This is a genomic window from Sphingomonas sp. IC4-52 (assembly GCF_020707225.1).
Taxonomy (GTDB): domain Bacteria; phylum Pseudomonadota; class Alphaproteobacteria; order Sphingomonadales; family Sphingomonadaceae; genus Sphingomonas.
In genome coordinates this window covers 1256978-1277373 of record NZ_JAJFEU010000001.1, presented here as the reverse complement: position 1 = coordinate 1277373, position 20396 = coordinate 1256978, and the positions used below count along the sequence as shown (strand labels likewise).

Below are 20396 nucleotides of genomic sequence, written 5' to 3'. Positions count from 1 at the left end.
GCCGGGCCTCGAACGGAGAACCGTTCATTTGCATGGTTCAGGAGGGCGGAATTATGGATTATATTGCAGGAAGCAACCAGACGGACGATGATCTTAGCGCGACCTCCACGGGCGCTATGCTCGTCGGTGGCGGGGGGAACGACATCCTTCGCGGTGGGAAAAGCGACGACATTCTCATCGGCGGCAAGGGAGATGATAAGCTGTACGGCGGTGCCGGTGCCGATCAGTTTCGCTTTTTCGGCGACCAGATCGACGGATCGTCAGATGTTGACGCGATCTACGATCTGAATTTCAGTGATGGCGACACGCTGGTCTTCGGCAAGTATAACGGCTTGTTTAGCTCGGACGCGCCCGGCCTTGACGGCTTCGCTGCTGGGGACTCAGCGATCATCTCGAGCTTCGCGGGCCTCGCTGCTGCCTATGAAGCATCGGGCGGCCGCATCAGCTTCACCGGCAACGCAAACGCGGATCTGCTGGTGATCAGCTTCGAAAATGGGAGCGGCGCTACCCAGACCATCCGCATCAGCCAAGGTTATAACGCCTTCGTGAACGAGCTGTCGCCCATCTAAGCCACGATTGGTCCCCCGGGGAGGGTCGCTGTCTCGGGCAGCGTCCCTCTTCGCTGCGTAGACGACACGGCTTCTCCGAGGCGCGGGAGTTAAAGATTGCTGATGTCGCGGCTGGATAGGCCCGGACTTGAAAGTGGATCGTCGGAAATCCCCGGCGTGCGCGTCGCGTTCCGCTCCGCTGTGTTCGCCTTGGCGATCCTGGGCCCGGCCCTTTGGGTCATCCCTGTCGCCGCTTGCTTGTATCTGATGCTGCTTCTCGATGTTGCGCTGCCCGGGCGAAGCGGTGAGACGGTAGCGGGGCTCTTCGCGATGTCGGCTGCGCTTGTGGCCTTTTACGCGCTGCTGCTGAGCAAAAGGCAGCAGGTGCTGACGGCTTTCGCCGACGCCTGCGACGCCGCCGGAGAGGAGCTGCACAATCTGGAGCAGGACTCGTTGCGAGCCGTCCTGCTGGACGGCGGAGTGGCTGCCCTGAGTGATGCGGCTTCAGTGCCGCTTCTGATCTGCACGCTCGCGCTGATCACAGGTTGGTTAGCGGTCATCCCGCTCTTCGGCGTCGCCATAGCGCTGGTGATCCTGACTGCCGAGGCGCGCGCCATGAAGCGTCAGCCGACGCCGTACGAGGACCGTCGCGCGCGCGATGTCTCGACGGCAGTCATTACCGCCTGGCGTGAACGGCTCGGACTGCTTCGCCTCGCCGGTCGCGCCGAAGCGTTGATCACCGCTCAACGTCATGGGGCCGCGGTCTCCGATGCAGCGTCTGCCAGCCGAGCGGCGAAAACGAGACTCGCCCTCTTTGTGCTGTCTGCCCTATGTTTGGCCGGCGTCGCGGGGGCGGCGACGTGGTTGGCCGCTACCGATGACGCGAGTATCGGTGCTGTTGGCGCGGCATTGCTCCTGACGGCGTTCATTTTCCATCCACTCTGTCGAATTGGTGGCGACATCCGCGCGTTCGAACTCGCTGCCGGCGAGTGGCAGGCGCTGCTGCGGGCGCTGGACCAAAGGCGTGCTATCAACATGCTGGTCGCTCTTCCGGCACCGCAACGCGACCTAGACGTGACTGGCGTCGGGGTTCCGCTGGCCGGGACGCGACAGCCGCTGTTTCGGGATCTCACGTTCAAGGCCAAAGCGGGGGATGTGCTGGCAGTGATCGGGCCAGCAGATGCCGGAAAATCTACGCTGCTGAAGGTGCTGGCAGGGCACGTGCCGGAGTCAGTCGGCACGGTTCGGCTCGACGGAGCTGCGCTAAGCCAGTGGGGGCGGGAAGCCCTCGACCGGCACATCGGTTACCTCCCGCAGGTACCGGAGCTGATGCGTGGAACGGTAGCACAGAACATCGCCGGCTTCATTTCGGCGCCAGACGCTGCGGCGATTACGCGCGCGGCGGAGGCGGCTGGCGCTCACGACGCAATCGTCCGGTTGCCGGCGGGTTACGACACGATGGTAAGCATTTCGGGGCACCCATCGCTCGCTCTGTCCGTGCAACAACGGATCGCATGCGCACGCGCCCTATATGGTGATCCGTTCCTCGTACTGCTCGACAATCCCGGAACCTTTCAGGACAATGACGGGCATCTGGCGCTGCGCCGTTGTCTCTCCAGCCTCCAAGCGCGCGGCGCCGTAACCGTTGTGGTGGGAGATGCCCCCTCCATTATCGAAAGCGCGAACTTGGTCCTCGTCATGCGCAAGGGCGGAATGCTCGACTTCGGGCAGAAGGAAGAGGTGAGAGCCCGGCTTTCCGAACGGCAGCGTCGTGAGGCCGAGCGCCTCGCAGAGATGTCGGTATATGCCGAGCCGCGGAACGCGCCGGCCGACGCGCCAACGGTGGAGTGACGATCGTGTCGCAGGAACTCGTGCTGGATCTCGGCCAAGCGCCGCTGTTCGAGGCTCGCCAAGGACATGATCCGCAACAAGCGCTGGATCGCACCCTGCGCCACGCCGTGATGCTGGTGTCGACGCTGGCCGTGGTGATCGTGCTCATGGCATCCGTGATCAAGGTCACGGGCGCGGTGATCGGCAGCGGGCGGCTGTCGGTTGAGTCCAGCGTGAAGCGGGTGGCGCATCCAACCGGCGGGGTAATCGCGGAGCTCTTCGTGCGTGAAGGCGATCGGGTGCGAAAGGGGCAGCCGATCATGCGCTTCGACAATCGGGTGAGCGGCGACAGTGCTGCCACCTTGGGCCAGTCACTTGAGCAACTCCTTGCGGCGCAGGCGCGGCTGGCGGCAGAGCGGGATGGGGACGCGGTGATCCGCTACCCGCAGGCTCTTACGTCGAGCACCGCTGCCTCAGCGCGCCTAGCGATGGCTGAGGCGGATCGCTTGTTTGCCGAGCGGCGGTCGCTACGGGCGACCGAGCAGGACGCCATACGCGAGCGCATCTTCCAGGCTCAGCAGGACGTAGCCGCAACCAGTGCGCAACTTCAGGGCGCCGAGAACCAACGCTCGTTCCTGACCCCTGAACTTGAGGCATTGCGGGGGTTATACGCGCGCCAGCTCGTCACCGTCGCGCGTGTAAATCAACTGGAGCGAACGGCAGCCGAGCTGAACGGGACGATCGCTTCTCTCCACGCACGCATCGCCGAGAAGCGGGCGCGCATCGCGGAACTCCGCCAATCGAGCCTTGAGGCAGAGCGCAACGCGCGGGTGCAAGCCGGGCAGGAACTGGCCGCGGTGACTGCGCAACTCGGCGATCAGCGCGTGCGATCCATTGCCGCAAGCGATGCATCCGAGCGCTCGTTAGTGCGCGCGCCCTACGATGGAATAATCGACAATCTGGCCTATCAGACCATCGGCGGCGTCGTACCAGCGGCACAGACGATCATGGAAATCGTGCCCGATTCCGAGCCCTTAATCGTCAACGTCGCGGTGAGCCCCGCAGACATCGACCAGCTTCACCAAGGGCAAAGAGCGACAATCCGCTTCTCTGCCTTCAGCGCGCAAACGACGCCCGAGCTTGAAGGCAGGGTCTTCTACATTGGCGCCGACCGTAAAAGCGACGAACGATCCGGAGCGCCGTTCTACGATTTGCGTCTCAAGGTCTCGGAAGCCGAGGCTCGCAAGCTGGGCGGCCTTAAGCTCAAGGTCGGCATGCCGGTGGAGGCTTATATGCAGACGCAGCGCCGCTCGCTGTTAAGCTATATCGTGAAGCCGCTGACGGATCAGTTCAATCGCGCCTTCCGGCAATGATGAGTTGCGCCCGATGAAGGTCAATAGAAGTGCTGAAGCACGAGCTGGCGCTCCACCCCATTGCACAAACGCAGGCGTACAAGGCGCCCGGGTTTGTCCGCGGACCAGGTTGCGAGAGGGCTGGCCGCATAATCCCTCGGGATCGGCTGCCCGTCGACTGCGCAGATCGTCTCGCCGGCGACCCAGCCTGCGCGCTCGGCCGGCCCTCCGCGCATGACGTGGAGGACCCGAAGACGATCACGATCGATGCCGACCAGTAAGCCGCTGGTAGAACGTAGTGGCGGCTGATCAGCGGTGGCGCCCGGCGCGAGGATCATGCGTCGCGCGGTGGGGTCCAGCAGCACCCGGTAGTTCTGGAGGAAGCCCGAACCGATCCTGCCCGCGGACTGGATCGTCTCCGAAAAACCGCCGGCTGGTTCTACTCGTACCTCCACGTTGCGCGCGGTCAGCTCGCCCATTCGCAGTGTTGGCACGATACCGATCGTGCTCGTCACGGTGCCCGCCAGGCCGAACGAGACGGTGGTGGTTGTCCGAACCCCATTGATCTTCGCTGCAGCCCAGCCGTCGGCGGTGACAGTGATGGAGGAGCCGTCCCCGGTATCCACGATCATCGGCCGCAGACGCGCTGCGCCGAGGCTCACCTCGCTCACATATACTAAGCGGTCCCGCGAGATGGAAAGCTGCGCGGTAAAGCCGCGAAACGGCATCCGGCCGCTCGGCAGCAGGCGGAAGCGGCTGGCGGCGAAGTCGATGTCGAGAGCAAAGCGTTCGGTAAGATCGCGGCCTACGAGCAGATCCACCGGCTCTGCGCTGCCCGTGGCAAGAGCGGGGAGGGTGGCGACGGCCAATCCGCCGCCATGTCGTATGAGGCTGCCGAAGCTTACCTTGCGAGTGGCCGTCCAGCCGATCGGCACCATGCCGCCGATTGCGGTGGCGCTGCCCCCTGATGACACCTTGAGCGCCGCTTGCTCGGCAAACCGTCGGGAAAGCACCGAATAGCTGACACCTGTGTCGAGAATGGCAGTGGCGGGGCGCCCGTCAATTTCCAGCGAGAACCGCAGCTGATTGCCAGGCGTCAACTCGAACGGAACCCAGCGGTTCTCGGCATCGGACGCCAACACCGATGTACCCCGCGGCTGCAGCGCGGGCGAAGCAGCGGCCGGCGGTGCCGCGACGATTGCGGCTGCGATGATCAGAAACAGGGACACAGGCTTGCTTAGCGGCGCAACCGGCCGCCACCATAGGGAATTCAGGGCAGGCCACAAACGTCTGCGCTGTGGCCCGCCCAACGGTGCGGCCGATGATCGCGCGAGCGAACGCCGCGCGTCATCGACGCGGGCGATTAGCCCTTGTTGGCCTGACGCTTAGCCATGAACGCTAGCCGTTCGAACAGCATGACGTCCTGCTCGTTCTTCAGCAATGCGCCGTGGAGCGGCGGGATAGCCTTCGTTGGATCGCGGTTCTGCAACACTTCCAGCGGCATGTCCTCGTGCAGCAGCAGCTTCAACCAATCCAGCAACTCGCTGGTCGACGGCTTCTTCTTCAGCCCTGGTACGTCGCGGACTTCATAGAAGATATCCATGGCCTTGCTCACCAGCATGCGCTGAATGCCAGGGAAATGGACATCGACGATCGCCTGCATCGTCTCGCGATCGGGAAACTTGATATAGTGGAAGAAGCAACGACGGAGGAACGCGTCAGGCAGTTCTTTTTCGTTGTTGGACGTGATCACCACGATTGGCCGCTCGGTCGCGCGGACGGTTTCTCTCGTCTCATAGACGTGGAACTCCATGCGATCGAGTTCCTGCAACAAGTCATTCGGGAACTCGATATCTGCCTTGTCGATCTCATCGATCAGCAGAACCGGGAGCTGCGGCGCCGTGAACGCCTCCCATAGCTTGCCCTTGCGGATGTAGTTGGAGATGTCGTGAACGCGCTCGTCGCCAAGTTGACCGTCGCGAAGACGCGCCACCGCGTCATATTCGTAGAGGCCCTGCTGTGCCTTGGTCGTGGACTTGACGTTCCATTCGATGAGCGGGGCGCCCGTCGCCTTGGCGATTTCGTAAGCGAGTACGGTTTTGCCCGTTCCGGGCTCACCCTTCACGAGCAGCGGCCGCCGCAGCATGACAGCGGCATTTACGGCGACCTTAAGATCATCAGTCGCGACATAGCTCTGCGTGCCTTCGAAACGCTTCATGCCCTCATCCCGTCTCGTTCGAATATCGGGTTTGGGATGAGCGAAAACGCCGGCAGGTGCAAGCGGCTTGCCGCCGGACCGTAATCAAAGCGCGGCGCGCGCCTCCGCCCGCGCGACGAGCAATTGCCACAGGCCGTGGTGTTGAAATGCAAGCTGCTGCGCACCAAACGCCAGTGCGCGGCCATGCGACGCAACGGCCGCAACCGCGTCTGTTTCGGCGATGATAGCGGCGCGACTGGGCAGGGTGTGCGGGAGCAGGGCGACACCTGAGCGTCCGGCCGCAGCGGCCAGCACGCGGCGGATGGCATGCCATTCGAGGAGCAAGGCCAAGGCGGCGCCGAACGAACAGCCGGCGCGGCTCGATTGCGCCAACGTGCAGAGGGCATGGCGCTGCGCATTGATAGCCGCTTCCGATTGCGCGTGCCGCGGCGTGGAAGGGATGGGCCCTACGGCGGCCGTCAGCGTGACAAGCATCGCGCGCTCTTGATCAAATGCCGCCGCGACCTTCCTCAGCCAAGGTCCGGCGGAACCAGCGCCTTCAGAGTGTGACGCCAGCTCGATGATGCTGGGCGCCGGACCGTGGAGCTGACACAAGGCATGGACAGCATCGGCTAGGTCCAGCGCGGCGGCACCGGGCGCGCATAGCGCAGCAACGCTCGGGCAGGAGAGCGTTCCCTCCTGATCAACGATGTCACTGATGGAACAGCGCTTGCTCGCGATTCCCGCACTCGAAACCAAGTCTTGTCACCCTTCCCCGCCACGCCGGGGAGAGTTTCTGCCGCATTAAGGTAAACAGCTCGTTAAGACTCGGCCGCGTTGATGATGACGGTAACACCCACGACGTGACCAGCGCTGAGTAGCGGGGCAAGGCCGATCGCTACCCGGCGCAGCGCGGCGCCGCCGACGAGCAGGGAAGCCTCCAACGATTGCGGGCTCCGCTGGTCGATTGCCGCTTCAAACGCATCTCCCAGCTTGCTGCGATCACCAACAGCCACCAGCGACACGATGCGGGCCGCGGTCAGGGCTTCTACCGTCGCTCCCGTCAGCACTGTTACACGGTGCGAGGCATAATCGATACGCCCGCGTAGATTGACGATCGCCGCCGCGCCGCCGGCCGCCTCCACCGCACGGAAGATCGACTCGTGCCTGTCCCGCCAATGCTGAAGTTCCTCCAGCGCCGTTGCGTCCTGAACCTGCAGAACGCAGCCGCTCGGCCCGCTGTTGATGGAAAAGGCGAGCAGCCGATCGGGAAAGCGGGGTGAGCGACACTCGATGGTTTCCGGAAGGCCGGAGCCAGTGACGCGCAGCACGGCAGCGTGCAGCGCTTCGTCACCAACCGCGCACAACCCGGCAAGCGGCGCGCCATTGTCCACCATCTCGCCGAAATAGCCCCGGGCCCCTCGACTGGCGCCAACCACATTATTGTCCTGGCCGAGCAGGATGATCATGTCGCCGACCGCCTCGAGCAGCGTCTTGAGATGGCTGCCATTCACCGGACGCGCCGTGTGGGGGGCGCACAAAGCATCCATGACGTCCAGCGAGGTCAGCACCAAGCGAGGGCGACCGCGATGCAGGATATATACCGGCGCGCGGGTCGCCCGATCCTGCCAGATACCGAAGTGCCGGACGAGATCGGAGGCAGTTACCTGCTGTTCGACCCCGGCGGGGTTGGAAGCGTGCTTGGCCATTCGCGCAGATTGTGGCCATGCCGCATCGCCGGCAAGTAGATCATGCCGAATTGGCAAGAGCTGGGCACGTATTTCGCGAATATCAGCCAATCTGGCTCAGAAAATGCCTTGGTTCGGACGAAAGCAGTCGTGAAGGCTCTGCATGTTTCACGATGATGCGTCGGAACGGACGTGCAGAAAAATCGTAAGCCGTTGTCGCCACATTGGTACGGGGAGCGGATCCTTACCCGCTCTCCTTGCCAGTGAACACGTCGGCCCACCCAAGTCCCCCGCCGGTCCGCCGTGTTCATCGCCAACAGAAGCGCCCTTGTAGCGGTTCTGCTTCGTTCCGGTGGTCGATGGTCCCTTCGGCTGGAACGTTTCGGCAAGTGGCGCGGCGACGATCTCCCACCCATGTCGCCGCGCCACAGGTGGCCTTATTGCCGGTGGATCACGGCCGCGATCGCTGATCTGGCGTAAACGCCCGGCACAGCAAAGAAAGGGGCGGGAAGATCACTCTTTCCGCCCCCCCTTTATATCATTTCAGCCGTCGCCTTACTGGTCGAGGAAGCTGCGCATCTTCCGGCTGCGGCTCGGGTGCTTCAGCTTGCGGAGCGCCTTCGCCTCGATCTGACGGATGCGTTCACGCGTAACCGAGAACTGCTGACCGACTTCCTCCAGCGTGTGATCGGTGTTCATGCCGATGCCGAAGCGCATGCGAAGCACGCGCTCCTCACGCGGTGTCAGGCTGGCGAGGACGCGGGTAACCGTTTCCTTGAGGTTCGCCTGGATTGCCGCATCGACCGGGATGACGGCGTTCTTGTCCTCGATGAAATCGCCGAGGTGGCTGTCTTCCTCGTCGCCGATCGGCGTTTCGAGGCTGATCGGCTCCTTGGCGATCTTCATCACCTTGCGAACCTTCTCCAGCGGCATGGAGAGGCGCTCGGCCATCTCCTCCGGGGTCGGCTCGCGGCCCTGCTCGTGCAGGAACTGGCGGCTGGTGCGGACCAGCTTGTTGATCGTCTCGATCATGTGGACCGGGATACGGATCGTGCGCGCCTGGTCCGCGATCGAGCGGGTGATCGCCTGCCGGATCCACCACGTGGCGTAGGTGGAGAACTTGTAACCGCGGCGATACTCGAACTTGTCCACCGCCTTCATCAGGCCGATGTTGCCCTCCTGGATGAGATCCAGGAACTGCAGGCCGCGGTTCGTGTACTTCTTGGCGATCGAGATCACGAGGCGCAGGTTCGCCTCGACCATCTCCTTCTTGGCGATACGCGCCTCGCGCTCGCCCTTCTGCACCATGTTCACGATGCGGCGGAATTCGCCCAGGGCCATGCCGGTCTGCTGCGAAATCTCGGCGATTTCGCTGCGGATCCGCTCGACGGCAGCCGCCTCGTTGGTCGCGAAAGCGGTCCACTTCTTGTCGAGGCCATTGACGGTCGCCAGGAACGTATCGTCGAGCTCATGGCCCATGTAGCGATCGAGGAAGTCCTTGCGGCTCACCTTGTGCCGCTCGGCCAGGCGCAGCATCTGCCCGCCCAGCGCGGTGAGGCGCCGATTGTAGCTGTACAGCTGGTCGACGAGATATTCGATCTTTGCGTTGTGGAACTGGACGCTCTCGACCTCGGCCGTCAGCTCCTCGCGCAGCTTCTGGTACTTGCGCTCGTCCGCCGCGGTCAGCTCGGTCCCGCCGCCCATGGCGTCGAGCCGGCCCTGCTGCATCTTCGAAAATTTCTTGTAGATCGACGTGATGTTGGCGAACTTCTCAAGCGCCATCGGCTTGAGCGTCTCCTCCATCTGCGCGAGGCTGAGGGTGTTATCCTCCTCTTCGTCATCTGACGGGCGCGGGGCGCGGCGCTCGGTCATGTCATCGTCGTCGTCCGACGATGCTTCCTCCGGCTCGTCCTCTTCCTTGAAGCTCGCCCCGGCGGTCTTCTCGCTGATCTCGCCGTTGTCGTCCTCGGCACCCTCGACCTGCTCAGCCGACGGACCCTTGGAAAGCATCGCGTCGAGATCGAGGATCTCGCGCAGCTGCATTGTGCCGTCGTTGAGCTGGGTGGACCAGTCGATGATCGCGTTGAAGGTGATCGGCGATTCGCACAGGCCCATGATCATCGTGTCACGGCCGGCTTCGATGCGCTTGGCGATCGCGATTTCGCCCTCGCGGCTGAGCAACTCCACGGCGCCCATCTCGCGAAGGTACATGCGCACCGGATCATCGGTGCGGTCGACCGTTTCCTTCTTCTTCTCGAGGACGGGCGCGTTGTCCTGTTCGCCGTCGACCGATTCGACTTCGTCCTCGGCCTGCTCCTGCTCTTCGCCGTCCTCGCCCTGTTCCTCGTTCTCGACGATGTTGACGCCCATTTCGTTGAGCGCGGACATGATGTCCTCGAGCTGATCGCTCGACATCTGATCCTGGGGCAGGGCGGCATTAAGCTGGTCGTACGTGATGTACCCGCGCTTCTTCGCGCGGGCGATCAGCTTCTTGACGTCCGCATCGTTGAGGTCGATCAGCGGGGCATCGGCCACTTCTGCGCCTTCATCTGCACCGCTACCGTTCACCTTCGCCATCAATCGTCCTCGGAATCAAAAGCGCGGGCGTCTTCGTTCGACTGAACGAGATTTGCAAGCCGAAGCTCCAGCGCCTGTTTCTCTCTCACCAACGCCACCTGCCGTTCAAACGCTTCATCGGTGAAGCGCGCCTGCATGGCGGACGTTGCATCAGCCAGTGCCGCATCCACTTCGGGCCGCGCGACAAGGATGGCGATCGCTTCGTCAAGGTCTTCCCTGGCGCGCGCTTCGTCCCCCGTCGGTTGAGTGAAGGAATAGGGCATCGTATCTGCTCTCAGCAGGTCGCGAGCGACCGCCTCGAAACCACTATGCGCCAATATGGTGACAAGGCGCGCGCTATCAAGCTCCCGATCTTCCAACGCGACATCGACAACGGCCTCGAACAATCGGCCGAGCGCGCCATCGGCCATCCGCAGCGATCCCAGCACCTCCATATGGCGGGCGATTTCGGCGGGGTGGCGGATCAATCCGGCGAGCACTGCCTTTGCAAGAACGCGATCGATACCGGCCGCGCTGAACGCCTTCGCATCTTCCGTCACCGGGGCGGGAGGGGGCGTCCATTTCTGTCCCGGACGCCGCGGGGTGAACGGCTGCCGCGGCTCAAAGGCGCGGTTTCGATCGAACGGACGGCGCTGGGAGCCGAACTGATCGTCATAGCGGCGGCGAAACTCCGCCTGATATTCCGATCGCACCACCGGATCGCCGATCGTCTTGGCAAGCTCCCCCATGCGTGCGCGAAAACCCGCTCGCTGCTCCGGCGTGCTTAGTGGTTCGGCCGCAAGCTCGTGCGTCCAGAGCCGATCGACCAGCGGCGTCGCGTCGCGGACCAGCGCTTCGAACGCCCCGACGCCCTTGGCACGGATCAGGTCGTCCGGATCCTGTCCGTCCGGCAGAGTCACGAACTGGAGGCTGCGGCCGGGCGCAAGCAGAGGCATGGCGCGATGCGCGGCACGGATCGCGGCCTTCTGCCCCGCGCTGTCGCCATCGAGGCAGAGCGTCGGTACGTCGCTGATTCGCCAGAGCCGTTCCAGCTGGTGCTCGGTGAGTGCGGTGCCGAGTGGCGCAACAACTTCTCCGATCCCGGCCTGTGCCAATGCGATCGCGTCCATATAGCCTTCGACGACGAACACGCGGTCCGCCTTGCGCGCAGCGGGCAAGGCACGATCGAGATTGTAGAGCGTGCGGCCCTTGTCGAAGAGCGGTGTGTCCGGCGAGTTCAGATACTTCGGCTCGCCCTCGCCGATGATCCGCCCGCCAAAAGCGATCACGCGGCCACGAGCGTCCCGGATCGGGATCATCAGTCGGCCGCGAAAGCGATCATAGGGCTCCTTGCCCTCTACGCTGATTAGCAACCCGGCCTCGATCAGCATCGCGTCGCCAAATTGCTTCAACGCAGCACGCAGCTTGCCACGGGCGTCGGAAGCAAAGCCGAACCCGAACGCGCGTCTGGTCGAGTCGGAAATCCCGCGCTTGTCCAGCAGCGCGCGCGCCGGTGCACCTTCGATGCCGTCGAGCTGCTGGCGGAACCATTCCGCGGCGGCAGCCATCACGTCGTGAAGCGATTGCGCCTTTTCCGCGCGCTCGGCAGCGCGCTTGTCCGGAGCCGGCATCTCCATGCCGGCGGCCTGCGCGAGCTCCTTTACCGCATCGATGAAGGGTAGCCCACGCTGATCGGTCATCCAGCGAATCGCATCGCCATGCGCCGAGCAGCCGAAGCAGTGGTAAAAGCCCTTGTCGTCGTTGACGTAGAAGCTCGGCGTCTTCTCGTTGTGGAAGGGGCAGCAGCCCTTATACTCGCGACCTGCCTTGGTAAGCTTGGTGGTTTTGCCGATCAGGGCCGACAACGACGTGCGCGCGCGCAATTCGTCGAGGAAGGCAGGGGTCAGCGACATGGATCTGCAGATGTGGACATGCGCTTCCCATGTCCCTCCCGCAAGCGGGAGGGACGTTCAGATTACGCGAGGGCTGCCTTAACCAGCCCGCTCGCCTTGGACATGTCGAGCACGCTGCCATGGCGCGCCTTTAGCTCCGTCATCACGCGGCCCATGTCCTTCATGCCGGCGGCGCCGATATCGGCCTTGATCGCCTCGATCGCAGCGGTGGTCTCCGCCTCGTCCATCTGCTTCGGCAGAAAGCGGTCGATGACAGCAACCTCGGCCTCCTCGGCCTTGGCCAACTCCTCGCGGCCGCCGCTACGGAACATCTGGATCGATTCGGTCCGCTGCTTCTTCATCTTCTGCAGCACCTCAACAACCAGCGCGTCATCGTCGGGCGCGTTTGACTGGGTGCGTGCTTCGATGTCGCGATTCTTGATCGCAGCCTGGATCAGGCCGATCGCGGCGCGGGTTTCCTTGTCGCCTGCCTTCATGGCGGCGATCTGGGCTTGCTTGATATCGTCTCGAATCATGATGCCGCGAGCCCATATCAGATTGACGCGGCGGAGGGGCGAGTTTAGCGCGCCCCACTTAACGTACATCGCCGCTTACCCAGGAGTGCCCGCCACCATGGCAGACGCAATACCGTCGCACGCGCCCCAGCCCGATGGGGCAACGGGTGTCCTCGTTCTCGCAACGGGCGACGTGCTATGGGGGCGTGGCTTCGGCGCGGAAGGGCAGGCGGTCGGCGAGGTGTGCTTCCACACCGCGATGACTGGCTATCAGGAGATCATGACGGATCCGTCCTTTGCCGGCCAGATCATCACCTTCACCTTCCCGCACATCGGCAACGTCGGCGCGAACCCCGATGACGTGGAGGCCGACGAACCGCACGCCCTCGGGATGATCGTGCGCGAGGATCCCACTGGGCCGTCGAACTTCCGCGCGGCCGAGAATCTCGAAGGCTGGATGAAACGCCATGCGCGTATTGGCCTGGCGGGGATCGACACCCGCGCACTCACCCGGCGCATTCGGGCCGGAGGTGCGCCGAATGGTGTCGTCGCCCATGCCGCTGACGGCCGATTTGACCTCGATCTGTTGCTGAAGATGGCGCGCGAATGGCCGGGCCTTGAGGGCATGGACCTTGCAAAGGAAGTGACGCGCGAGACGCACGGCACTTGGGGCGAGGATCGCAACGGTGGCATCTGGCGCATCGGCTTCGGCTATAATGGCGTCGAGGGCGAGGGGCGCCCGCACGTTGTGGCGATCGATTACGGCAGCAAACACAACATCTTCCGCAACTTGGTGCAGGCCGGGGCGAAGGTATCCGTCGTGCCGGCAGAGACCGATTACGACACGATCATGGCGCTCAATCCCCACGGCATCTTCCTGTCGAACGGCCCGGGCGATCCCGCCGCGACCGGTGAATATGCGGTCCCGGTGATCCAGAAGCTGCTGGAGACCGGAAAGCCGCTGTTCGGCATCTGCCTTGGGCACCAGCTGCTCGGCCTTGCGGTCGGTGCGCGCACGACCAAGATGTTCCAAGGCCATCGTGGTGCAAACCACCCGGTGAAGCGCCTCGCGGATGGCGCAGTCGAGATAACCAGCATGAACCACGGGTTCGCAGTCGAACGCGAAAGCCTGCCGGCGAACGCGCGCGAGACCCACGTATCACTGTTCGACGGCAGCAATGCCGGCCTGGAGCTGACCGACAAGCCCGCGTTCAGCGTGCAATATCACCCCGAGGCGAGCCCGGGTCCGCAGGACAGCTTCTACCTGTTCGAACGGTTCGTGGGCTCGCTGCGTTGATCACCACGGGCCGGCTTGCTGCTCCGGTGCTGATCCTCGCCTTGGCTGCCTGTTCGCAGGCTGCCCCGGCGAACCAGCACCAGTTGCAGGCGCGGCTTTCCTCGATCCCGAACAAATGCGGGGTGGAGAAAGCGCGGCTCAAGGCGACGTCCGCCGCGAACGTGACGATGAAATTGCCGGGCGAGATGCCACGCGCGGAGGCCGAGCAAGCCGCCGCCTGCATCGCCGCCGAAGTGAAGAAGATTTCGGGAGCCAGCCTCACGCCGATCGGCGCGACGGCTGGCGCCGCCGAGTAGGACCAAGAGAGACATAATGCCCAAGCGCACCGACATCTCCTCCATCCTCGTCATTGGCGCCGGACCGATCGTGATCGGTCAGGCGTGCGAGTTCGATTATTCGGGCACGCAGGCGATCAAGGCGCTCAAGGAAGAGGGCTATCGCATCGTCCTGGTCAATTCGAACCCGGCGACGATCATGACCGATCCCGAGCTGGCGGACGCCACCTATGTCGAGCCGATCACGCCGGAGATCGTCGCGAAGATCATCGAGAAGGAGCGGCCCGACGCCGTCCTGCCGACGATGGGCGGGCAGACCGCGCTAAATACTGCGCTGGCGCTGTTCCGCGACGGCACGCTGGAGAAGTACGGCGTGACGATGATCGGCGCCGACGCGGAAGCGATCGACAAGGCGGAGGACCGCCAGAAATTCCGCGACGCGATGGACAAGATCGGGCTGGAAAGCGCTCGCTCGGCCGTCGCGCATACCGAGGCGGAGGCGCTGGAGGCCCTGGAGAAGACCGGGCTTCCCGCGATCATCCGGCCGAGTTTCACTTTGGGCGGCACCGGCGGCGGCGTCGCGTACAATCGCGAGGAGTTCCTCGAGATCGTCCGCAAGGGGCTCGATGCCTCGCCGACCACCGAGGTGCTGATCGAGGAATCGCTGCTCGGCTGGAAGGAATATGAGATGGAGGTGGTCCGCGACCGTGCGGACAATTGCATCATCATCTGCTCGATCGAGAATATCGATCCGATGGGCGTCCACACCGGCGATTCCATCACCGTCGCGCCGGCGCTGACGCTGACCGACAAGGAATATCAGATCATGCGCAACGCCAGCATCGCGGTGCTGCGCGAAATCGGTGTGGAAACAGGCGGTTCGAACGTTCAGTTCGCGGTTAATCCGAAGGACGGCCGCCTGATCGTGATCGAGATGAACCCGCGCGTGTCGCGCTCCTCGGCGCTCGCCTCCAAGGCCACCGGCTTCCCGATCGCCAAGGTCGCGGCGAAGCTGGCGGTCGGCTACACGCTGGACGAGATCGAGAACGACATCACCGGCGCTACCCCGGCTTCGTTCGAGCCGACGATCGACTATGTCGTCACCAAGATCCCGCGCTTCGCCTTCGAGAAGTTCAAGGGCGCCGAAGCCGTGCTGTCGACCGCGATGAAGAGCGTCGGCGAAGTCATGGCGATCGGGCGCAATATCCACGAATCGATGCAGAAGGCGCTGCGTGGCCTGGAGACCGGGCTCAGCGGCTTCGATCGCGTCGAGCGACTCGTCGGCGCGCCGCGCGCCGAGATCGAGGCGGCGCTTGCCGTAGCCTCGCCCGATCGCCTGCTGGTCGCCGCCCAGGCGCTGCGCGAGGGTTTTACCGTCGCCGAAGTGCACGCGATCGCCAAATACGATCCCTGGTTCCTGGAGCGGATCGAGGAGATCGTTCGCGCTGAGGAAGAAGTGTGCCGCAACGGCCTGCCGATCGACGCGGCCGGCATGCGCCGCCTGAAGGCGATGGGATTCAGCGACAAGCGGCTTGCCTGGCTCGCGCTCCAGTCGGCGAACCTTCGCGGCATGCGTCGTGGCATCGCGCAAGGGTCGGGCCTGATCCATGAGGCGGTGAAGGCGATGACCGGCGGCGTCACCGAGCAGGAGGTGCGCGAACATCGCCACAAGCTTGGCGTGCGCCCGGTGTTCAAGCGGATCGACACTTGCGCGGCCGAGTTCGACGCCAAGACGCCCTACATGTATTCGACCTATGAGGCGCCCAGCTTCGGCGAGCCCGAGAATGAGGCAATGCCGTCCGATCGCCGCAAGATCGTGATCCTGGGCGGTGGACCGAACCGGATCGGGCAGGGGATCGAGTTCGATTACTGCTGCTGTCACGCCTGTTTCGCGCTGGCGGATGCCGGGTTCGAAACGATCATGGTCAACTGCAACCCGGAGACGGTTTCCACCGACTATGACACCTCGGATCGCCTGTATTTCGAGCCGCTGACCGCGGAGGACGTGCTCGAGATCCTGCATGTCGAGCAGTCGAAGGGCGAGCTCGTCGGCGTCATCGTCCAGTTCGGCGGACAGACCCCGCTGAATCTCGCGCGGGCGATCGAGGCGGCAGGCATCCCGATCCTCGGTACCTCGCCGTCGGCCATCGATCTGGCGGAGGATCGCGAGCAGTTCGCCGCGCTGGTGGACAAGCTGCGGCTGCTCCAGCCCAACAACGGCATCGCGCGCAGCCGCGAAGAGGCGCTGAACGTCGCCGAGCGGGTCGGCTATCCGGTGCTGATGCGTCCGAGCTTCGTCCTCGGCGGCCGTGCAATGGAGATCGTCGACGGGCCGCAGCAGCTGGAGGATTACATCCAGACCGCGGTCCAGGTGTCGGGCGATGCCCCGGTGCTGATCGACCAGTATCTGCGCGACGCGATCGAGGTTGACGTGGATGCGATCTGCGACGGCGACGATGTCGTAGTTGCCGGCGTGCTGCAGCATATCGAGGAAGCCGGCGTCCATTCGGGCGATAGCGCCTGCTCGATCCCGCCTTATTCGCTGCCGGTGGAAATCATCGCCGAGATCGAGCGACAGGCGGAAGCGCTGGCGCATGGCCTTGGCGTGCGCGGCCTGATGAACATCCAGTTCGCGGTGAAGGACGGTAAGGTCTATCTGATCGAGGTGAATCCCCGTGCCAGCCGCACGGTGCCGTTCGTCGCCAAGGCGATCGGTGCCCCGATCGCCAAGATCGCGGCGCGCGTGATGGCGGGTGAGAAGCTGAAGGACCTGCCGCCGATCAATCGCAACATCGATTATGTTGCGGTGAAGGAAGCCGTGTTCCCCTTCAACCGCTTCCCGGGGATCGATCCGGTCCTGTCGCCGGAAATGAAGTCTACCGGCGAAGTGATGGGAATTGATCGGGACTTCACCACTGCTTTCGCGAAGTCACAGCTGGCCGCGGGCAACGTGCTGCCGAGCAGTGGCAAGGTGTTCGTCAGCGTGAAGGACAATGACAAGGCGGCCATTACGCCCGCAATCCGCGAGCTCGTGGACGCTGGCTTCACCATCGTCGCCACCGGCGGCACCGCCGATCACCTGCAGCGCGCGGGGCTGCCGGTCGAAGTGGTGAACAAGGTGGCGCAGGGGCGGCCGCACATTGTCGACCGGATCAAGGACGGCGACATTGCGCTGATCTTCAACACCACGGAAGGCTGGCAGAGCCTGAAGGACTCGCAGCCGATCCGAGCATCGGCGGTAAACCAAAAGATCCCGTATTTCACGACGGCGCAGGCCAGCTTGCAGGCGGCTAAGGCGATCGGGTCCGCCACGCGGAACCTTGAAGTACGTCCGCTTCAATCCTATTATTCGCAGCCGCACAATTGACCCCTGACAACTTACGATGACGTGCGATGCGGCCGAAATTAGGCCGCTCGGGGTTCAAGGCTTTGACGAAGGATAAGGCGCACATGGCGACCGTCGAGAAGATGCCGATGCTGCAGGAAGGCTATGAGAAGCTGACCGCAGAACTGAAACGGCTGAAAATCGAACGGCCTCAGATCGTGGATGCGATCGAGGAAGCCCGTGCGCATGGCGATCTGTCGGAAAACGCCGAGTACCACGCCGCTAAGGAGCGTCAGGGCCAGATCGAGGCGACTATCGCTGATATCGAGGACAAATTGTCGCGCGCGCAGATCATCGATCCACGCGACCTGTCGGGCGACAAGATAGTATTCGGCGCGACCGTGACCTTGATCGACGAGGACGACAAGCCGATCAAGTATCAGATTGTCGGTCAGACCGAAGCCGACGCCAAGCTTGGCCGGATCAGCTACAATTCGCCGATGGGCCGGGCGCTGATCGGGCGCAGCGTAGACGACGAAGTTGAAGTGTCGGTGCCCGCCGGAGAGCGGTACTACGTCGTCTCGAAGATCGAGTTCATCTGACCCGGAGCGGGCTTGCGAAGCGAAGCGGTCGCAGCCCCGCTGAAATGTTCATCCCGGCCATAGGCCGGGATGTTAGTTGTGAGCGTGTTGTCTAAGCCGCCTGCAGAGGCGGCGAATGGCCGGGCCTGAAGCCGCGTTTATTGGCCCGCAGGCTTCAGAAGATCCGGTTCGAGCAGCCGGTGCAGATGCACCACGACGTACTTCATTTCAGCGTCGTCTACTGTGCGCTGTGCGGCTGCGCGCCAGGCCTTTTCGGCAGAAGCGAAATCAGGAAACACCCCGACGATATCGATCGATTTCAGATCGGCAAAATCAAGGGTGCGCGGATCGGAAACCCGACCGCCGAAGACGAGGTGAAGCTTGCTCATGGCGGCTCCCTTACCGTCTAGGCGCTCGGGTTTGAACCCTTCAATGCGCCGTTTTGATCTGCTCGCGACCCGCTTCGGCCGCCGCATTACCCGCGTTTGAAGCGGCAGTGGCGACGCCCTGCAGCAGGGATTTGGCCTGCTCCTTCGCGCCGTCCTTGGTGAGTCCAAGTTCCTCGAGCTCGCCGCGCCCAGCTTCCTTGGCCGCCGCGAGGGCCGCGACCGCTGCCATGCCGATCTTCTTGCCCATCGGGGCGAGGATCTGCTTCTCCCGCTCGCTACGGGGCACCAGCGCGCCTACCAGGGCACCCAGCACCAGCCCGCCGGCGAGAACGCCAAGCGGATTGGTGTCGACGAAATCACCGGCTTGATGCGCTGCATCGCGCACCGCCTCGCGGGAACTGCCGGCAGTGTCGCCGGCGCGCGCCACCGCGTTCTCATACGCGTGGGTCGCGCGGTCGCGTAGCGACTCGTGCTGATCGTTGCTGGCAGACGTATTGGCGGTCTCTTTACGGGCGTCGGTCATCTGTTTTTCCTCTCGGCCGATTGAGGCCAGTCACCTGGAATTGAACGCGCCAGCTGGGCCGCGGTTTCGGCGTCATGCGGGCGCTTGCGGGTAAGAGCGGCCGCGATCTGCCGGCGGGTAAGCCAGGCAATCGCGAGCGCCACCGCCCAAATAACGCGATCGGGATGGGCGCGGGCGCTCTGCACGCCTGTCCGTAAGGCTTTCTCGCCGCTTTCCTGCAGGTTCTCGACCGCGTCTCGCGCTACAACCCGCGGATTCAGGCGCGCCTGGAGCGTGGCGAAGCTGTCGCCGAGCCTCTGCCGGGCCGCAGCGGCGCGCTCCTCCGCGAGAGCGACAGTTGCCGCCTGTGGATCGGTGCTCAAGATGTCACCTTCCTGGCCAGCTGCGCCTTGCCCATAAATCCGAGGACGCCGGCAATCACCAGCACGCCGAGCACGACGGCTAGGGTGGCGAGGCCAGGCCCGATCAGCGTCGCAAGCGACATGATCAACCCGACAAGCAGGGCGATCAATGCCGCCAGTGCAAGCACGCCCGCTGTTCCGAAGTAGATGGCGGCCCATTTGTAGCGCGTAACGGCAAAGGCAGCCCGCGCTTTGACGAGCGCGACTTCAGCTTGCGCCGCCTCTCGCGCATCGCCGGCGAGCTGCGAGACAAGCTGGCTGATGCCGGCCTCTTCAGGGCCGGATCGTTCCAGCAGCATCAGAGTTACGCCTTGTCGCGGTGGTCGAGTCCGGCAGAGACCAGGCGGGCTGCCACGAAACCGACCGCTGCGGCAACGCCGAGGGCAGCAGTCGGGCTCTTGCGAACCAGTTCGCGTGCATCATCCAGCAGTTCCTCGACGCTGCGATCAATCAGCGAGGAGGAAAAGCCCTGCACCTGCTCCGCAGCCGTGCGGGCATACTGACCGTATTGCTCGCCCAGCTTTTCATCGACCTGGCCGGCAGCATCGTTCAGCATTGCCACCAGCTGATCGAGCGCGCCGGTCGCCTTGGTCTTGCCCTGGTCGGCGTAGGTGCGGGCACGATCGCCTGCTTCGCTCTTGAGCTTGACGATGCCATCGCTGATCGCCTGGCGGGCGGAGGTGGGGCCGCCTTCCTTGGCGCCACTGCTGGTCTCTTCGTCTTTTGCGCCGCGCTCGCTACCCGTCGGTGAGGGCGTCGACAGCGGATCGCCAGCATCGCTGTCCATGCCCTTTAGCGGATCGCTGGGCTGGAGCGCGTCCGTCGCCGCGAACGGATCGGCGACCACGGGCGCGACGTCTTTGTCGGTCATCGGCTTGAGGGTGTCGTCGGCCATCGGGAATCCTTCCTTGATCGATCGGGAGAACCCCGCGGCACGTATCGAGGTTCCATCCCGAATTGCCGCAGCGCTCCGGGCTCGTTATCGGGCGGGGCTAACCTGTCCTCGCCATCGTAGAAGGATCGTTAC

At 63.9% G+C, this 20396-nt stretch carries 19 protein-coding genes; 7 read left to right on the top strand and 12 right to left on the bottom strand.

Annotation, left to right across the window (positions count from 1 at the left end; genetic code table 11):
• Positions 1 to 53 precede the first annotated feature (53 nt).
• The 3 genes from LK535_RS16900 to LK535_RS06310 all read left to right on the top strand — a co-directional run bounded on the left by LK535_RS16900 (position 54) and on the right by LK535_RS06310 (position 3751).
• Positions 54 to 569 carry a calcium-binding protein gene (locus LK535_RS16900; RefSeq protein ID WP_321576541.1) on the top strand — a complete coding sequence of 172 codons (516 nt, stop codon included), beginning with the start codon at positions 54 to 56 and terminating at the stop codon, positions 567 to 569.
• 102 nt (positions 570 to 671) lie between these two features.
• Positions 672 to 2399 (top strand): ATP-binding cassette domain-containing protein, encoded by a 1728-nt coding sequence (locus tag LK535_RS06315; protein ID WP_227770978.1) that lies wholly within the window; start codon positions 672 to 674, stop codon positions 2397 to 2399.
• A gap of 5 nt (positions 2400 to 2404) precedes the next feature.
• Positions 2405 to 3751, top strand: coding sequence for an HlyD family type I secretion periplasmic adaptor subunit (locus LK535_RS06310; RefSeq protein ID WP_227770977.1), 1347 nt, complete (start codon positions 2405 to 2407; stop codon positions 3749 to 3751).
• A 20-nt stretch (positions 3752 to 3771) separates the two neighbouring features.
• Here LK535_RS06310 and LK535_RS06305 read toward each other — a convergent pair whose 3' ends face one another.
• The 7 genes from LK535_RS06305 to LK535_RS06275 form a co-directional block, all read right to left on the bottom strand.
• Positions 3772 to 4959 (bottom strand): aspartyl protease family protein, encoded by a 1188-nt coding sequence (locus LK535_RS06305; RefSeq protein WP_227770976.1) that lies wholly within the window; start codon positions 4957 to 4959, stop codon positions 3772 to 3774.
• Between the two features lie 134 nt (positions 4960 to 5093).
• Positions 5094 to 5948 carry an AAA family ATPase gene (locus LK535_RS06300; protein ID WP_227770975.1) on the bottom strand — a complete coding sequence of 285 codons (855 nt, stop codon included), beginning with the start codon at positions 5946 to 5948 and terminating at the stop codon, positions 5094 to 5096.
• A gap of 84 nt (positions 5949 to 6032) precedes the next feature.
• Complete coding sequence (locus LK535_RS16985) at positions 6033 to 6686, bottom strand: DUF6975 family protein (RefSeq protein WP_415837089.1); 654 nt, start codon at positions 6684 to 6686, stop codon at positions 6033 to 6035.
• A gap of 62 nt (positions 6687 to 6748) precedes the next feature.
• Entirely contained in the window at positions 6749 to 7636 is an 888-nt protein-coding gene (locus LK535_RS06290) for a PAS domain-containing protein (protein WP_227770973.1), read from the bottom strand.
• Between the two features lie 534 nt (positions 7637 to 8170).
• Entirely contained in the window at positions 8171 to 10192 is a 2022-nt protein-coding gene (rpoD, locus tag LK535_RS06285; protein WP_227770972.1) for an RNA polymerase sigma factor RpoD, read from the bottom strand.
• Entirely contained in the window at positions 10192 to 12084 is a 1893-nt protein-coding gene (gene dnaG, locus LK535_RS06280) for a DNA primase (protein ID WP_227770971.1), read from the bottom strand. Before dnaG ends, rpoD begins: the two co-directional genes overlap by 1 nt.
• A 62-nt stretch (positions 12085 to 12146) precedes the next feature.
• A complete protein-coding gene (locus LK535_RS06275) occupies positions 12147 to 12599 on the bottom strand; it encodes a GatB/YqeY domain-containing protein (RefSeq protein ID WP_227770970.1) in 453 nt (150 codons plus the stop codon).
• 97 nt (positions 12600 to 12696) lie between these two features.
• Here LK535_RS06275 and carA point away from each other — a divergent pair, with 97 nt between their 5' ends.
• The 4 genes from carA to greA all read left to right on the top strand — a co-directional run bounded on the left by carA (position 12697) and on the right by greA (position 18077).
• On the top strand, positions 12697 to 13875 hold the full coding sequence (carA, locus tag LK535_RS06270) for a glutamine-hydrolyzing carbamoyl-phosphate synthase small subunit (protein WP_227770969.1): 1179 nt from the start codon (positions 12697 to 12699) through the stop codon (positions 13873 to 13875).
• On the top strand, positions 13872 to 14171 hold the full coding sequence (locus LK535_RS06265) for a hypothetical protein (protein WP_227770968.1): 300 nt from the start codon (positions 13872 to 13874) through the stop codon (positions 14169 to 14171). Before carA ends, LK535_RS06265 begins: the two co-directional genes overlap by 4 nt.
• Positions 14172 to 14187: 16 nt before the next feature.
• Positions 14188 to 17517 (top strand): carbamoyl-phosphate synthase large subunit, encoded by a 3330-nt coding sequence (gene carB / locus LK535_RS06260; protein ID WP_227770967.1) that lies wholly within the window; start codon positions 14188 to 14190, stop codon positions 17515 to 17517.
• 83 nt (positions 17518 to 17600) lie between these two features.
• A complete protein-coding gene (gene greA, locus LK535_RS06255; RefSeq protein ID WP_227770966.1) occupies positions 17601 to 18077 on the top strand; it encodes a transcription elongation factor GreA in 477 nt (158 codons plus the stop codon).
• Positions 18078 to 18214: 137 nt separating this feature from the next.
• On the opposite strand, the gene LK535_RS06250 is transcribed toward greA, so the two are convergent.
• The 5 genes from LK535_RS06250 to LK535_RS06230 are packed head-to-tail and all read right to left on the bottom strand — an operon-like array spanning position 18215 to position 20264.
• On the bottom strand, positions 18215 to 18445 hold the full coding sequence (locus LK535_RS06250; protein WP_227770965.1) for a DUF4170 domain-containing protein: 231 nt from the start codon (positions 18443 to 18445) through the stop codon (positions 18215 to 18217).
• A 40-nt stretch (positions 18446 to 18485) separates the two neighbouring features.
• Positions 18486 to 18968, bottom strand: coding sequence for a hypothetical protein (locus LK535_RS06245; RefSeq protein ID WP_227770964.1), 483 nt, complete (start codon positions 18966 to 18968; stop codon positions 18486 to 18488).
• Entirely contained in the window at positions 18965 to 19330 is a 366-nt protein-coding gene (locus LK535_RS06240; protein WP_227770963.1) for a hypothetical protein, read from the bottom strand. The genes LK535_RS06245 and LK535_RS06240 overlap by 4 nt, the downstream gene beginning before the upstream one ends.
• A complete protein-coding gene (locus LK535_RS06235) occupies positions 19327 to 19668 on the bottom strand; it encodes a phage holin family protein (protein ID WP_227770962.1) in 342 nt (113 codons plus the stop codon). Before LK535_RS06235 ends, LK535_RS06240 begins: the two co-directional genes overlap by 4 nt.
• A gap of 5 nt (positions 19669 to 19673) precedes the next feature.
• Entirely contained in the window at positions 19674 to 20264 is a 591-nt protein-coding gene (locus LK535_RS06230) for a hypothetical protein (RefSeq protein WP_227770961.1), read from the bottom strand.
• Positions 20265 to 20396: the final 132 nt, after the last annotated feature.

Bases quoted from the DNA above. Each gene is read 5' to 3' on its own strand.
- LK535_RS16900 (WP_321576541.1), top strand. From the start codon at position 54: ATGGATTATATTGCAGGAAGCAACCAGACGGACGATGATCTTAGCGCG.
- LK535_RS06315 (WP_227770978.1), top strand. From the start codon at position 672: ATGTCGCGGCTGGATAGGCCCGGACTTGAAAGTGGATCGTCGGAAATC.
- LK535_RS06300 (WP_227770975.1), bottom strand. From the start codon at position 5,948: ATGAAGCGTTTCGAAGGCACGCAGAGCTATGTCGCGACTGATGATCTT.
- LK535_RS06290 (WP_227770973.1), bottom strand. From the start codon at position 7,636: ATGGCCAAGCACGCTTCCAACCCCGCCGGGGTCGAACAGCAGGTAACT.
- rpoD (WP_227770972.1), bottom strand. From the start codon at position 10,192: ATGGCGAAGGTGAACGGTAGCGGTGCAGATGAAGGCGCAGAAGTGGCC.
- dnaG (WP_227770971.1), bottom strand. From the start codon at position 12,084: ATGTCGCTGACCCCTGCCTTCCTCGACGAATTGCGCGCGCGCACGTCG.
- LK535_RS06275 (WP_227770970.1), bottom strand. From the start codon at position 12,599: ATGATTCGAGACGATATCAAGCAAGCCCAGATCGCCGCCATGAAGGCA.
- carA (WP_227770969.1), top strand. From the start codon at position 12,697: ATGGCAGACGCAATACCGTCGCACGCGCCCCAGCCCGATGGGGCAACG.
- carB (WP_227770967.1), top strand. From the start codon at position 14,188: ATGCCCAAGCGCACCGACATCTCCTCCATCCTCGTCATTGGCGCCGGA.
- greA (WP_227770966.1), top strand. From the start codon at position 17,601: ATGGCGACCGTCGAGAAGATGCCGATGCTGCAGGAAGGCTATGAGAAG.
- LK535_RS06250 (WP_227770965.1), bottom strand. From the start codon at position 18,445: ATGAGCAAGCTTCACCTCGTCTTCGGCGGTCGGGTTTCCGATCCGCGC.
- LK535_RS06245 (WP_227770964.1), bottom strand. From the start codon at position 18,968: ATGACCGACGCCCGTAAAGAGACCGCCAATACGTCTGCCAGCAACGAT.
- LK535_RS06235 (WP_227770962.1), bottom strand. From the start codon at position 19,668: ATGCTGCTGGAACGATCCGGCCCTGAAGAGGCCGGCATCAGCCAGCTT.
- LK535_RS06230 (WP_227770961.1), bottom strand. From the start codon at position 20,264: ATGGCCGACGACACCCTCAAGCCGATGACCGACAAAGACGTCGCGCCC.